We start from the raw sequence: 15,352 nt of genomic DNA on the forward strand, positions 1-15,352 counted from the left end.
GAAAAATCTTTTTTAATTTATTGATTTTTTACAATATAACGTTTCTAAAAATAAATGTCAACAAGTTTTCTGAATTTTTTTTATTTTCTGTACAAATGTTAAAATAAGTAAAAATGAGAAAAAAATGAAGAAATAAAGATGTTTTTATCATTGTACATGAAAAACAGATGAATGTTAAGTAAAAATATAAGAAAAAGAAGGCAACGACACTTGAAATGTCGTTGCTCTTCTAGTTTAAGAGAATAGGTTACTGATCAATTCCTGTGTCTCAGCTATACCATCTTTTTCCAAGCTTCGGACAAGACAGCTGCCGATAATGACTCCATCACAGGAACGATTGAAGGTTTTTACATGATCCGCAGTTGATACACCAAAACCTGCCAAGACAGGGATGGCGCTTTTTTCTGTGATTTTTTCCAGATGTTGATACAGCTTCTCTTCATACTGTTGATTCAAACCGGTCGTGCCTTTGATCGTCACGGCATAGATGAAACCCTCTGCTTCTTCGACCAACTCAGTGATGCGCGCTTCTGAGCTAGTCAATGTCACTAGCTGAATAAAGGCAATGTCACTTTTTTGAGCTGGTTCTAAAAACATCTCTCTGTGTTCATAGGGCAAATCTGGAATAATGATGCCTTTGACATCGGTAGAATTTAAATCCTCCAACAGTTTCTCTATCCCATAATGGAAAAAAGAATTCCCATAACCCATCAAAACAAGAGGAACAGGTGAGTGGATATTTTGTAAAAGATCCACGATTTTCTTCAATGTCGTGCCTCGTTTTCTTGACTGGATCGCTGCTTGCTGGATAACAGGCCCATCTGCAACAGGATCTGAAAAAGGCACACCTAGTTCAATAGCGCTAGCTCCGCTCTCAGCCAGCATCTCGATCTCAGCTTCCAATCGATCCAATCCATTGGCTCCTGCCATAATATAAGGAATGAATAATTTTTCCCCTTGATCTTTTTTCAACTGTAATACGCGTGTCAGTGATTTCATTTCATCTCCTCCCGATCTTTTATTTGTCGAACATCTTTGTCGCCACGACCGGACAGACAAATCAAGATACCTTCTTCTTCAGACATTTGAGGTGCTAGCTTCATCGCATAAGCAATCGCGTGAGAGCTCTCTAAAGCCGGAATGATTCCCTCTGTTCTGGAAAGCAGATGGAAGGCTTCTACGGCTTCATCATCAGTGATCGTTTGGTATTCTGCACGCCCAGAAGCATATAAGTAAGAATGCTCCGGACCAATACCAGGATAATCTAAACCAGCAGAAATCGAAAAGGCTTCGATCACTTGACCGTCTTCATCCTGTAAGAGATGCATGCGACTCCCATGGAGAATACCGACCTCTCCTTTAGTGATCGATGCTGCGTGTTCCTCAGTGTCCAACCCTCTCCCAGATGCTTCCACACCAATCAAACGAACCTCGTCATTGACAAAAGGATAGAATAGACCGATCGAGTTACTACCACCACCGACACACGCCAAAGCTACTTCCGGAAGTTTTCCTTCTGCTTCCTGATACTGCCGTCTGGCCTCTGTCCCGATCACACTTTGAAAATCACGAACGATCTCTGGAAACGGATGAGGTCCTAAAGCCGATCCTAAAACATAATGTGTGTCTTCCACAGTAGCTACCCAATATCTCAAAGCCTCGTTGACGGCGTCTTTTAATGTGCGACTGCCAGAAACGACACTTTCAACCTTCGCGCCTAAAAGCTCCATACGATAGACATTCAATTCCTGACGCTTCACATCGACCTCTCCCATGAAGATCACACATTCCATGCCAAACAATGCTGCTGCCGTTGCTGTTGCTACGCCATGCTGACCTGCTCCTGTTTCTGCAACGATCTTGTTTTTACCCATTCGTTTAGCCAATAAAACTTGGCCGATCGCATTGTTGATTTTGTGCGCACCGGTATGATTCAAATCTTCTCGCTTCAAATATATCTTGGCACCGCCTAGTTTTTTCGTTAAATTTTCTGCATAATAAAGCGGTGTTTCTCGACCAACATAATTTTTCAAATAGTCATCCAGAGTTTTCTGGAATTCCGGATCCGCTTTGGCTTCCTCATATACTTCCGTTAATTCTTTGACTGCATACATCAGTGTTTCAGGAACGAACTGTCCGCCAAACTCACCGTAGAAACCTTTTTCATCTGGTTGTTGATACATGGTCATGCTCCTTTACTTTTTTAATAAATTTCTGGATTTTTTGTAAATCTTTTTTGCCATTCGTTTCCACTCCGCTAGATACATCTACCGCCATTGGTTGAAAATAAGTGATTGCTTGCTGGACATTCTCCACTGTTAATCCACCTGCAATCAACAACTTTTCATTTGATAAATGCTTCGGATTGATCGATTCCCAAGAAAATGTCTCACCATTGCCTCCATAAAATTCCTTTGGTGGTGCATCCAACAATAGAAAATCTGCTTTGGTCTCAAAGCCTCCTGTTGACTCTCCACTTTTGGCTTGAATCAAAGGAACCGCACAGTGACTAACTAAAAAATCGCCATGGATCTGAACCAGATCAAGTCCTGCCTCTTGAACGGTTTGATTGACTTCCTCTTCAGTTGGAGAAACGAAAACCCCTACCTTTTTGATCGCTTTTGGTACATTTCTTGTTATTTCTCTAACGAAAGAAGGCGACACTCTACGCTTACTCTTGGCAAAGACGAAACCGATATAATCGGCTTCCAACCGGCAAACTTCCTCGACGGTCTCTTGATCCATCAATCCGCAAATCTTGACTTTAGTCATTTCGTTTCACTCGCAATTCTTTGATTTTTTCTGCAGGTTCTTCTGCTCGCATCAAGGTCTCACCCACTAAAATCACATGAAAATCTTTGGCTACTCTTTGGGCATCCGCAGCTGTTACAAAGCCTGATTCACTGATATAAACCGGACCATCATCCAGCTGGGCCAAATCTAGGCTATGTTGAATGTCTACCTGGAAGGTTTTTAAATTTCGATTGTTGACACCAATGATTTTGGCTCCGATAGCCTGCGCTTTTCTCATTTCTTCTAAATCGTGCGTCTCGACCAATACCTCCAAATCCAAAGCCAAGGCTTTTGCATGTAACTCTTTCAGCTCTTCAAAGGATAAGGCAGCCACGATCAATAAAACGATACTTGCTCCTGCGTTTTTGGCTCGTATTAGCTGTTTCTCACTGATGATAAAATCTTTACATAGCACGGGGATCGAAACTTCCTGTGCAACTGCTGCCAGATCCTCGATCGTTCCTTTGAAAAAAACAGCATCCGTAAGCACTGAGATCGCAGAGACGCCAGCCTTTTCGTATTGTCGAGCTTGTTTGAGTATATCGACGCCCACATTGATCTCTCCCTTTGAAGGAGAAGCTCGTTTGATCTCACCGATGACATGTAAGCGATCAGGTTGGTCCTTGACTCTTTGAAAAAAGGGATGAGCTTTTGCTTGATTTGTTCGTTCCATCATCACTAACTCCGCCACTTCTTGGCGTTTTTCGACAAGTATTTTTTCTAAAAAATCCATTACTGAACCTCCTTTTGTTTAGCAACTAGCTGATTCAGTTTTTCTTTCGCTGCACCAGAAGCAATCACTCGTCTGGCTTCTTCGATTCCTTCACTAACACTGGCCACCTTGCCATTGGCATAAAAACCTAGTCCCGCATTCAACAAAACAGTTTCCAAGAACGGCGAAGGTTCATTGTTCAGTACAGAAAGCAGGATCTCAGCATTACGTTTCGCATCTCCACCCACGATCGCTTGTAAGGGATATTCCTGTAAACCTAACTCTTGGGGAGTAAAGTTCATTTCTTTGACTTCTCCGTTCTCATACAGAGCGATACGAGTTTCTCCGGCCAGATTGGCTTCATCCATACCGTAAGCTCCTTGAACGACAATGGCACGCTTTCTGCCTAATTTGCCCAAAGTCTCGGCGGTTTCTTTCAATAAATGCCCGGCAAAGGTTCCCATCAGCTGTGTTTCCAACTGGACTGGATTTGTCAGTGGACCAATCAGATTCAAAATCGTTGGTGTTGCTAGTTCTTTACGGACGTTGCTAACGTATCGCATATTGGGATGCATCGCCTGTGCGAACAAAAAGGCGATGCCGATCTCATTCATCAACTCACTGATTTTTTCTGGGGAGGTCATCAATTCAACACCCAGTTCCTCCAATACATCGGCACTTCCTGAATTGCTCGAGATACTGCGATTCCCATGTTTAGCCATCGGGATCCCACCAGCTGCTAAAACAAAAGCTGCAGTCGTGCTGACATTGAAACTATTCGACTGGTCACCGCCAGTTCCACAATTGTCCATCGCATCGACTGGAGCACCTTCGATCGTCAACGCGTTTTTCTGCATGACTTGTGCGATCGAAGCCATCTCCGTTGAAGTGATGCCTTTCATTTTCAAAGCAATCAGTGCAGCACTGATCTGAGTTTCAGTCAATTGACCAGAAAAGATCGCTTCTGCTAACGTCAACATTTCTTCTTTAGTCAAATCATTTCCATCATATACACGCTCAAATATTTCTTTCATCTATTTTTCCTCCACTACTGCTAAAAATGTATCGATCATCTTTTGTCCTTCAATGGTACCAATGGATTCGGGATGGAACTGTAAACCATAGATAGGATAGTCTTTGTGTTTGATCGCCATAATCTCCTGATCAGCATATCCGTAAATCTCAAATACATCTGGCAATGTTCCTGGTTCAATGATCAGCGAATGATAACGCATGATCTCGGTATTCGGTGATACTTCTATGAACAGACCCTCCTGCTTGTGTTCCAGCTGCGAGATTTTTCCATGCATGATTTTTCCTGCTACCCGTACTTTTCCACCAAAGACTTCACCGATTGCCTGATGTCCTAAGCAAATGCCCAGCATCGGTTTTTCTTTGTAAAAACGGCGAATGATCTCTTCCATTAATCCTGCTTCATCAGGTTTTCCTGGTCCCGGAGAAAAAACGATCGCCGCAGCTTTCTCTGCTGTTTGCATTAATTGAGGATCGTCGTTTCGAAGGATCACGATCGAATCGTCGAATTGATGCGCAAGATTATGTGTGAATGAATCGTAATTGTCTACCAATAAAATCATCTTCCCACCTCCAGAAGTGCTTTAGCTTTTTGCAGTGTTTCATAATATTCCGATGTCGGATCAGAATCTGCCACGATGCCTGCCCCCGCTTGAATATACGCTGTTTGATCTTTGATCAGCATCGTTCGGATCGCAATCGCAAAATCAGCCTGATTGTCCATGGAATAGTAACCTACTGCACCTGCATACATGCCTCGTTTAACTGTTTCTAATTCGTAAATACGGGTCATTGCTCGAATCTTTGGTGCCCCACTGACCGTTCCAGCAGGCAAGGTTGCTCGTAACGCATCCATTGGTGTCAGACCTTCTTTCAAGTCCCCTGTAACGAGAGAAACGATGTGCATCACATAGCGGTATTTCTCGATCACCATTTGCAATGGCAGTTTGACAGTTCCTCGTTTGGCGATCTGTCCGATATCATTTCGTCCTAAATCGATCAGCATCATATGCTCGGCACGTTCTTTTTCGTCAGCCATCAATTCTTCCGCTAAGGCTACGTCTTCTTCCACTGTTTCTCCACGTCTTCTGGTTCCAGCGATCGGATTCGTTGAGACTTTCCCATTTTTTACACTAACTAAACTTTCTGGCGAACAACCGACGACTTGCAACTCTCCAAAATTCAAGTAATACATATAACTAGATGGATTCGACAAACGTAGATAACGATAATAATCAAAGGAATCTAAATCAAATTCAGCTTCCAGTCGTTGCGATAAAACGATTTGAAACAAATCGCCTTCTTCAATCAATCGTTTGGCTTTTCGTACACGATGTTCAAATTCTTCTTTTGTCACATTGCTTTCAAAAGGCAAATGGATCTGTTTTTTCTCGATCAATTCTTTTTTCGAAGCTTGATGCAATGACTCGATCACTTGCTGTATTTTGGCTTCCATTTCTTCAACTTTTTTATTGCTGTAAGCATTAGAATGAACGATCGTCACCATTTCTGTCCGATGATCATATATGACGAACAGTTCAAAAACGTAGAAAAAGATATCCGGTACATTCAAATCATCCAAAGGAATTGCTCCAATATCTTCGTAGCAGGCAGCGACATCGTAACCGACATAGCCGATCGCTCCTCCTTGGAAAGGAATCTCAGGAATTTTTTCTTCCTCATGAATAATGTGTTTTTCCAGTTCTTTTAGAGGATCTGTGCAAGTAAAAGAGTCTTCGTTCACAGAAAAAATTCCTTCTTGGTAACGCAGCTCCTTCACTGGATCGATCGCGATGATCGAGTAGCGAGCCCCTTCCTCTCCTTCACGAGAATGACTCTCTAATAAAAATTTTTTCTCTTCTTGGATTCTCAAATAGATTGAAACGGGTGTTAAATAATCCCCTTGAATTTGTCGAATGATCTTCATCTTTTTCATCCTTTCCTTACAGTCAACTCTTAAATAAATACAAAAAAGCCCCCAGACTCACTAAAAAGCAAGTCTGAGGGCGAATAGCTTACGCGGTGCCACCTCAATTGAACGGGTAAGTATGTACTTATCCAATCATCTCTATCAGTCGTCTATCAACGACTTTTCTCTGTAACGGGAGTTCCCGGAAATACCTACTGACATTCAGTATTCCAGCGCAAAAGCCCATTCACTAATTCTAACTTACTGACTTGCACCGACCGTCAGCTCCCTGGAAAGTGTCGAAAAAGCTACTCTTCTTTTGTTCGCTTAATATTTAATGAGAATATTATAGTATTTGAGTGAGAATGTCAAATGATTTTTGTTAGGAAATTTATTTATTGATCTAAATTCTCTGCCACTAAAGGTATTTTTTGTTCTGAAATAGTATTTTTATAGTTAGATGATGTATCAAAAGCTAAGTTATCCACCCACAGTTCACATTGACCAATAACTTTCGCCAAAGCTGACTCTAGCCCTTCCGGAGGATATTTATACTTCTTCAACAAACGTCTAACCATCCGACGCATTCTAGCTCGAGCAAACTCTTTTTTCTGCCAATCAATTGTTCTACTTTTTCTTAGTTGTTCTGTCAATTCTCTGGTTAATTCAACCAATTCCTGATTTTCATAGAAATCCTTAACTGCGTCAGAGTCAGTCAAAGCATCATAGAAAGCTAACTCTTCCCGACTTAATCCTAAAGAATTTCCCTCTTGATTTGCTTTAGATATTTCATTAGCGATTTTCATCAATTCAGCAATGACTTCTTCATTAGAAATCATTCCATTTAAATAGGCTCTCATTGCATTAGATAATCTTTCGGAAAATTTTTCAGACTTCACTAAGTTTGTTTTCTTGAAAACCGTAACCTGTTCAGCAAGTAATTTTCTTAAAAGTTCTACTGCAATATTTCTTTCTTTCATTTTGTTAATTTCATCTAAAAACTTCGGATCGAACAGAGAAAATCCAGTATCTACATCTGAGAAAAGGTTAATAACCCCTTCACTCTTAATACTCGCTTTTAACAATTCATTAATTCTTTCGTTAATCTCTTTCAATGAGAACTTCTTGCCACTACCTGTAATTCGAGTAATAAGTGTTCTAACAGCTTCAAAATAGGAAGCTTCGAATCTATATTCAGGTGTTAAAAGTGAACGACATAAAGATTGTGCTTGTCTAAGCAACATTGCTTCTTTAAGGAATAATTCTTTAGATTTTTCTCTAGACACCTCAGATAAAAAGTTGACACCTGCCGTAATAATTCTTGCACGAGAAAGGTCTGTAGCGGACTCTTTCATAAAGTCTCTGTAATCAAATCCATAAAATAAATCTCTACAAACTTGAAGTTTCTCTATAAATTTAGGATAGGCAGTTTTAGCAATATCTGTATCGCCATAATTTCCTTTGTCACGTTTAGTGTAGTCATTCATCGCTTGTTTTAACGCGCCAGCTATCCCAACATAGTCTACAACCAAACCACCCTCTTTATTCTTATAAACACGATTCACTCGGGCAATTGCTTGCATCAAATTATGACCCTTCATCGCTTTGTACATATACATTGTAGATAGGCTAGGCACATCAAATCCTGTTAACCACATGTCTACTACAATCGCTATTTTAAAGTCATCATTATCATCTTTAAATTTTCTAGCCATTTCTTCTTTATGACTCTTAGTTCCGATGATATCATGCCATTTCTCTGGATCACTATTTCCTGAAGTCATGACTACCCCGACTTTTTTACTCCAATGTGGTCGTTTTTCTAGAATTTTTTTATAAATTTTCATAGCAATTGGACGAGAATAAGCAACAATCATTGCTTTCCCAGTTAATTCTTGCGCTCTATTTTCCTCGTAATGAGTAATAATATCCTCACATAAAGCTTCAATTGTGGGTTCGGCTCCTAGAATACTATCTAATCGACTTAGTTCCTTTTTGCTCTTTTCGATTGCGTAGGACTCAGAATTTTCAGCCATTACATCATACTCTGCATCAATCATTCTTAAAAGGCTTTCATCTAATCTTAGATGGATAACACGGCTTTCATAATAAACAGGACGAGTTGCACCATCTTCGACAGCTTGAGTCATATCATAGATATCGATATAATTACCAAACACCTCTGTTGTTGACTTATCTCTACTCGATATAGGTGTCCCAGTAAAACCAATGTATGTAGCATTTGGTAGGCTATCACGAATAATTCTTGCTGTACCAATACTGATTCTTCCTGTCTGAGCATTCACTTTTTCTTGCAGGCCATACTGTCCTCGATGAGCCTCATCTGCCATTACGATAATATTTCTACGTTCAGATAATGCTTCTGCGGATTCTTCAAATTTTTGCATAGTTGTGAAAATAATTCCATTCGCTTCTCTACCGTCGAGCAACTCTTTTAAGTTGAGTCGACTTTTCGCTTGAACTGGTGATTGGCGTAAAAAATCAGCACACTTCGAAAATTGTCCAAACAACTGCTCATCCAAGTCATTACGGTCAGTCAAAATAACTACCGTAGGAGAATCTAACTGTTCTTGAAGTAAATGTGCATAAAAAACCATTGATAGTGACTTACCACTACCTTGAGTATGCCAAAAAACACCTCCACGACCATCACTTTTTGTTGCGGACAAAGTTGAGTCAACTGCCTTACAAACAGCAAAATATTGATGATAGGCAGCCATAATTTTTACATCATCAGAATAACAAATAAAATTTTTAATGATATAAAGCAGTCTTCTTTTTTCAAAAATTCCTTCGAAAAATGTGCTAAATTCCGCATACTGGGTGTTCTCATAGCTTCCATCCTTTGTTTTCCACTCCATAAAACGATCCTCACCAGCTGTAATCGTACCTGCTTTTGAAGTCGATAAGTCGCTCATCACACAAAAAGCATTGTAAGTAAATAAGTTAGGAATTTCTTTCATATACGTTTTTAATTGTAAATAAGCTTGAGATGCATCTGTTTCTTCTCGTGAAGGACTTTTCAACTCAAATACGACTATCGGAATACCATTTAAAAATAGAATAATATCTGGTCTCTTCTCTTTGTATTCAACAATTGTCCACTGATTTGCTATGGTAAACACGTTATTAGAATAGTTACTAAAATCCACAAGATACACTAAAGAAAAACGTTGTTCTCCTTTGGAATAGTAGGAAACCTCAACACCGTTCTGTAAATATTCCATAAAAATCTTATTTTTTTGAACTAATGTTCCATTTTGAATATTTCTCAATTTATTAATGGCTTCTGTAATTGCTTCAGCTGGTAATATTGGGTTTATTCTTTCCAAAGAAAAAAACAATTCATCCATAAAAAGTGCATCTGTATAGTCTCTATCAACTTCAGGACCATATCTATATGAATATCCTAACTCACTCTGAAATAATTCGATAATTGCATTTTCGTAGTTAGTTTCAGCAAATGACATAGAATAACCTCCTTCCTAAAAAAAATGCTTTATTATTAATAATTATAGGGGAAAAAATGGATTTTGACTTATAATAATCAGGTTTTTATCAGTTTATTTGGTGTTTTTAAGTGATAAATCATCATTTAGTGGCTTAATTGTTAATAAAGATTTCACCTGATAGAAGCTTAGGTAATAGTAATTCCCTTAATTTGTTTAGAATCTCAGTTTCATTATAAAGAAACTCTATCTTGTTGGTAAGAGGTAAAATTCTTGACTCAAACTCAATAATATCCCTCTCAGGAGGAATTTCAATTACGAGTTTCATAAATTGTGTAACTTTAATGCTTGGTTGGACTGAGCCTATATCATAGCTTTTAAGTTGTTGTTGAAGGCTCCTTAATACTTCAAACAAATAAAGTCCACTTCCAATTTTCGGTCTTAAAGCAACTACATTTTGAGCAATAGTACCTTTCTCTTTTAGAAACATCTTAATACTACCAACTGAACCAACCGTTGAAATAAGGGAATCATATTTTTGAGGATGTCCACTCCTAAACCACGTTAGATAAGTAGTCTCATCGACATATTTTTGAACATTATTATAGTTAATCAATCTGCTGTTATCAGCCAACGTTTTTACATCCAAAATGGGATATTCACTATAAGTAATTAACGGAGGAGTCTTCCCACGATTATCTATTATATCGGCAAGATCACATAGAGAGCCTTTTATTGAATTTGAGCTTGATTGAATAAATTGGAGAAACAATAAATGTGAAATCTTCTCTAAATGATGATTTATCTGCTTGTTATTTTTTATTTTGTCATCAATTACCTTCAGTACTTTTCCTATTTTTCTTTGTTCAGAAATCGGAGGACATAATATTTCATATTTTTTTAGAACATCCAGTTGAACACGCTGACGACCTGAACTACCAACCATAGATTTAATAGCCGTTTCACGAACTTTAGGTTCAAGCATCAAATAGTAAATAAAATTTTCATCGCTGATTCCATCAATTGCACGTGCAACAATAAATTCTGTCGAACCGAAACCAACTTCTTCATCATCCAACAATTGGATTTTAGCAGTCTTCCCATTCTCTAAACTGGGGGTAATTCGAGCCATTAAAGTATCTCCATTTCTAAATTTTGCTCCTCCTTTAAATTCCAATAATTCATACTCTTCAATATCACGTGTAAAAGGTTCTAACTTTTCCATTGCAATTTTTTTTGCAATTGTGCCCTTTGGAATCCGTTCAGTTGGATTAAAATCAATAATTTCATCGAGTCTAACTTTCTTCCACTCTTCCAATTTATTCTCTCCTATCCTATAAATTTCCTATGGGAATTTTTCACATTCATTTGGTTTACCATAGCATAATGCATTGTAGTATCTATCTTTACATGCCCAAGTAAATGTTGAACTTGCTCTATAGGCATCCCTTTATCTATTGCTCTTGTTGCTAGCGTTCGTCTAAATTTATGCGGATGAACTTTTTGTAAATCTGCTTTTTTTCCAATCTCTCTTAACCTAGTTTCAACTCCGCCAATCATTAATCTTTTATATGGTGAAGCTAATGACACAAATAGCGCAGAATCACCATCAGTTCTACTATCTAGGTAATTTAACAAATGGATTTTAGTTCTAGCATCGAAATAGACAACTCTCTCACTGTTTCCTTTGCCTAAAACCACACATTCACGTTCATAAAAGTTAATATCTTCCCTATTCAAGCCTACCAATTCTCCTACACGCATTCCAGTAGAAGCTAAGAGATCAATCATTGCTAGATCTCGGGTTTCATTACAAGCATCTCTGAGCATTTCCAAACTTTCATCGGTGAAAGTTTCTTTAATCGTTTTATCAGTCTTAATTTTATGAATTCTTCTAACAGGACTCTTTAAAATATAATCCTCATCTTCTAGCCAACTAAAAAAACTGCTAAATATTCTTCTCATATTATCAATTGTTACTTTACTTGAATTACGTTTCTGCTGATATTCTGAAAGATATACCCTTAAATCGCCAGTATCGATTTCACGTATTGGTTTTTGAACTTTAGAAAACATATTTACTATAGTTGAATCATAATACTTCAATGATTTTTCGCTACATCCCTCAATACGTTTTGCAGACAGAAACATATCAAGTAATTTTTCATTTGATTTTTGGTTGTTGGTTGAAGATACACTAACAATTTCAATAGTACTAAAAACAGCAGTTAAAACTTTTCTCAAATCTCCCAATTGCTTTGAATCCAGCATCGCTGACATACCATTTTGAATCTGTGTAATTAATTTATCTTTCATTTTAGTTCCCACCTTTCAATAATTGTTTCTATTGTACAGTAAGAACTAAAATTTATTGTATCTAAGAAATAAATCATCATTTAGCTGAAATGATATCAGCTTGTTACGAAAAGTTAATATCTGAAACTAACAATATAGGTTTTATTGAAGATCTCGGACAAATTGTGGGAGGAGGCACTCCTTCTAAAAAAATAGATGAATACTATGGCGACGAAATTCCATGGTTAACACCAAAAGATTTGTCAAACTGCAATCTTCTTTATACAAAATGCGGAGAAAACTCTATTACCCAACTTGGTTATGACAAGAGCAGTGCAAAGCTTATGCCAACCCATAGCATTTTATTCAGCTCCAGAGCACCAATCGGTTATTTGACAATTGCAGATAATGAAATATCAACAAATCAAGGTTTCAAATCAATCGTTCCTCATAAAGATATACCATACACTTTTGTATATGAAACATTAAAACATGAAACCGTAAATATTGAGCATTCTGCAGGTGGCTCTACATTTAAAGAAATTTCGGGAACACAATTAAAAAAACATAAAATTCCCTTACCAAATAAAGACGAGTTACAAGTATTTCATTTAACGGTTGAGCCTTTTTTTATTGAAACTCGAGAGTATGAACTACAAAACCAACAATTACAAATTTTACGTAATACATTGTTACCTAAGCTCATATCAGGTGAAATCTTTATTAACAATTAAGCCACTAAATGATGATTTATTTTGCTGTTAATTGAAATTTTGTTATCAATAGCAGAAAGAATATCTGCTATTTTAACTTGCTCCATGAAACTAAAATGAGGAACAGCATATTTCATAATCGCCAATTTATCTCCTCGCGGCATTTTAGTTCCTTTAGACGTTGATGTACTATAATTAAAAAATGAATCGTTTGATAGAACATAATATAAAAATCTTGGATTTACTTCTCTTCTTGCCCGAATAACTAATACATCATTTGAACATCCACCATCAAACTCAGCTTGCCATATTTTTTTAAAATATGGTCTAATATTTGAAATAAGTATATCCCCTTTTTCAAAAGAAGAAACTGTTTTTGCAGAAGGTAATTTAGTAGCTCTTATTATTCCACCTTTATTTGATACCATATTTTCAGTAGAAATATAGTTAGCTGCTGTTAAACTTTCGACAGATACTCTTTCTTTAGAAAAGTAACACACATCTGAAAGCAATTTATATTTCAAAGCCAATTGCCCCCAATCTTTCTCGAATTTCATCTTCAAGTTCATGGGAACGTACAAACATTTCTGATAATTCACTTATTAGTCGTGTCATTTTTTCTTCAAACGGTTCTCCATCATCTTCTTGATCTTCTATACCTACATATCTACCTGGCGTTAAGATATAGTCTTGTTTCGCAATATCAGAAGTTTCAACTACTGCACAGAATCCTTTAACATCTGCCAACTCTCCATTTTGGAAAGCTTCAAAAGTATCAGCAAGTTTCTTAATGTCATCATCATCAAAATCTCTATGTTTGCGATCTACCATTTCTCCCATTTTTCTTGCATCAATAAAAACAGTCTTTCCTTTTTGTTTTTTATTTTTGCTAATAAACCATAAGGAAGCTGGAATTGTCACACTATAAAAAAGCTGCGGTGGTAACGCAATAATTCCTTCAATTAAATCATCTTCAATAATTTTTTTACGAATTTCTCCTTCTCCACTTTGCATACTAGACAATGAACCATTTGCTAATACTAGCCCAATTTTTCCGTTTGTCGGGTCTAAATGATGGATCATGTGTTGAATCCAAGCATAGTTTGCATTACTATTTGGTGGTGTTCCATATTTCCAACGAACATCGTCTTGAAGTTTATCTGCTCCCCAATTTGAAATATTGAAGGGTGGATTCGCCATAATATAATTTGCTTTCAAAGTCGGATGTAAATCATTAAAGAAAGTATTATCTTGATGTTTACCAAAATCGGCTTCGATTCCTCGAATTGCCATATTCATCTTTGCCATTTTCCATGTATCAGCATTAGATTCTTGTCCATAAATTGACAGATTAGAAATGTTGCCACTATGACTTTGAACAAATTTTGCTGACTGAACAAACATTCCACCTGATCCACAGGCTGGATCGTAAACTCTTCCTCTATATGGTTTTAAGATTTCTACAATTGTTTTAACAATACTTGTAGGTGTGTAGAATTCTCCGCCATTTTTTCCTTCATGTGCAGCAAATTGTGCGATACAGTATTCATAGGTTCTTCCAAGAATATCTTTTTCATCACTTCCATCAAACATATTAATATTCGTAAAAATATCGACAACATCACCTAATACTCTCTTATCTAAATCTTGACTTGCATAGATTTGTGGTAAAACATTTTTTAATGACTTATTTTCTTTTTCAATAGCTCTCATTGCATCATCTAAGATAATACCAACTTCTGAAGAGTGAGCATTACTGGCAATCACATTCCATCGAGCATTTTCTGGAACATAAAAAATACCATCAGCCAAATATTCATCTCTCACTTCTTCAAAACCAGAATTTTCTTCCATTAATTCTTGATATTTTCGCTCAAAAGAATCTGATACATATTTTAAAAAGATTAGTCCAACAATTACTTTTCTATAGTCTGATGCAGAAATATGTCCTCTCAAAGAATCTGCAGCATCCCAAAGTTCTTTTTCAAAACCAATATTTGCATTCGTTTTCTCAGCCAATAAAATCTTCCTTTCTATTCCTTAAAATAAAAAATAATACTAATTTCACTAGTGTTGCATAAAAACATTTTAGAATATTCTGAAAAGTCGGTTTTCTGAAAATAGGTCAAAAGAAACTGTGCTGACGCAGAGGATGACTTTTTCCAGAAAATTTTTTACTTGTTATTCAACTGAAAACCAAAAGTAACGAACCATTTTTCCTCTTTCTCAGGTGGGAATTAACTTTTCAACCCAACATTCAAAGGGCCGAAATAGTAAATAACGAAAGAAACGTTTGATTTGGAACACCGATTTTTTCGTTTTCGTCTCCAATTTGACGAGAAACGTAAGGAGAGCGGAAATCATGGTTAAAATCAACTGACTCTGCACGCCTTTTTCACTTTGAGAAAAGAACGTTTTACTGGTCATG

At 37.2% G+C, this 15,352-nt stretch carries 13 protein-coding genes, 2 pseudogenes and 1 other annotated feature; of the genes and pseudogenes, 1 reads left to right on the forward strand and 14 read right to left on the reverse strand.

Translation table 11 applies throughout. The features are described 5' to 3' along the window. Positions 1 to 234: 234 nt before the first annotated feature. From trpA to xerA, 11 genes and pseudogenes are all read right to left on the reverse strand, one after another. Positions 235 to 999, reverse strand: a complete 765-nt coding sequence (trpA, locus tag ACWODM_RS02040; RefSeq protein ID WP_455319690.1) for a tryptophan synthase subunit alpha — start codon at positions 997 to 999, stop codon at positions 235 to 237. After that, a complete protein-coding gene (gene trpB, locus ACWODM_RS02045) occupies positions 996 to 2,183 on the reverse strand; it encodes a tryptophan synthase subunit beta (RefSeq protein WP_455319691.1) in 1,188 nt (395 codons plus the stop codon). Before trpB ends, trpA begins: the two co-directional genes overlap by 4 nt. Beyond that, entirely contained in the window at positions 2,164 to 2,772 is a 609-nt protein-coding gene (locus ACWODM_RS02050) for a phosphoribosylanthranilate isomerase (RefSeq protein WP_455319692.1), read from the reverse strand. The genes trpB and ACWODM_RS02050 overlap by 20 nt, the downstream gene beginning before the upstream one ends. After that, positions 2,765 to 3,526, reverse strand: coding sequence for an indole-3-glycerol phosphate synthase TrpC (gene trpC / locus ACWODM_RS02055; protein WP_455319693.1), 762 nt, complete (start codon positions 3,524 to 3,526; stop codon positions 2,765 to 2,767). The genes ACWODM_RS02050 and trpC overlap by 8 nt, the downstream gene beginning before the upstream one ends. Further along, entirely contained in the window at positions 3,526 to 4,539 is a 1,014-nt protein-coding gene (gene trpD / locus ACWODM_RS02060) for an anthranilate phosphoribosyltransferase (protein ID WP_455319694.1), read from the reverse strand. Before trpD ends, trpC begins: the two co-directional genes overlap by 1 nt. Continuing rightward, entirely contained in the window at positions 4,540 to 5,100 is a 561-nt protein-coding gene (locus ACWODM_RS02065) for an aminodeoxychorismate/anthranilate synthase component II (RefSeq protein ID WP_455319695.1), read from the reverse strand. Then, positions 5,097 to 6,464, reverse strand: coding sequence for an anthranilate synthase component I (gene trpE / locus ACWODM_RS02070; RefSeq protein ID WP_455319696.1), 1,368 nt, complete (start codon positions 6,462 to 6,464; stop codon positions 5,097 to 5,099). The genes ACWODM_RS02065 and trpE overlap by 4 nt, the downstream gene beginning before the upstream one ends. A gap of 72 nt (positions 6,465 to 6,536) precedes the next feature. Beyond that, positions 6,537 to 6,779 (reverse strand) — a binding site (T-box leader). A 62-nt stretch (positions 6,780 to 6,841) separates the two neighbouring features. After that, positions 6,842 to 9,937 carry a type I restriction endonuclease subunit R gene (locus tag ACWODM_RS02075; RefSeq protein ID WP_455319697.1) on the reverse strand — a complete coding sequence of 1,032 codons (3,096 nt, stop codon included), beginning with the start codon at positions 9,935 to 9,937 and terminating at the stop codon, positions 6,842 to 6,844. A 133-nt stretch (positions 9,938 to 10,070) separates the two neighbouring features. After that, entirely contained in the window at positions 10,071 to 10,688 is a 618-nt protein-coding gene (locus tag ACWODM_RS02080; RefSeq protein WP_455319715.1) for a restriction endonuclease subunit S, read from the reverse strand. An 18-nt stretch (positions 10,689 to 10,706) separates the two neighbouring features. Then, positions 10,707 to 11,234, reverse strand: a pseudogene (locus ACWODM_RS02085) (restriction endonuclease subunit S); the annotation flags it as partial. Positions 11,235 to 11,245: 11 nt separating this feature from the next. Continuing rightward, the gene (gene xerA / locus ACWODM_RS02090) at positions 11,246 to 12,232 is read right to left on the reverse strand and encodes a site-specific tyrosine recombinase/integron integrase (protein WP_455319698.1); all 987 of its coding nucleotides are present in this window, start codon (positions 12,230 to 12,232) and stop codon (positions 11,246 to 11,248) included. Between the two features lie 89 nt (positions 12,233 to 12,321). Between xerA and ACWODM_RS02095 the strand changes: the two genes are divergently transcribed. Next, complete coding sequence (locus ACWODM_RS02095) at positions 12,322 to 12,945, forward strand: restriction endonuclease subunit S (RefSeq protein ID WP_455319699.1); 624 nt, start codon at positions 12,322 to 12,324, stop codon at positions 12,943 to 12,945. Here ACWODM_RS02095 and ACWODM_RS02100 read toward each other — a convergent pair. From ACWODM_RS02100 to ACWODM_RS02110, 3 genes and pseudogenes are all read right to left on the reverse strand, one after another. Continuing rightward, positions 12,942 to 13,448, reverse strand: a complete 507-nt coding sequence (locus ACWODM_RS02100) for a restriction endonuclease subunit S (protein ID WP_455319700.1) — start codon at positions 13,446 to 13,448, stop codon at positions 12,942 to 12,944. The two genes, ACWODM_RS02095 and ACWODM_RS02100, sit on opposite strands and share 4 nt — an antisense overlap. Continuing rightward, on the reverse strand, positions 13,438 to 14,943 hold the full coding sequence (locus ACWODM_RS02105) for an N-6 DNA methylase (protein ID WP_455319701.1): 1,506 nt from the start codon (positions 14,941 to 14,943) through the stop codon (positions 13,438 to 13,440). The genes ACWODM_RS02100 and ACWODM_RS02105 overlap by 11 nt, the downstream gene beginning before the upstream one ends. 207 nt (positions 14,944 to 15,150) lie before the next feature. Beyond that, positions 15,151 to 15,352: pseudogene (locus tag ACWODM_RS02110) on the reverse strand (IS4 family transposase); the annotation flags it as partial.

It is taken from the genome of Enterococcus olivae (genome assembly GCF_053760925.1).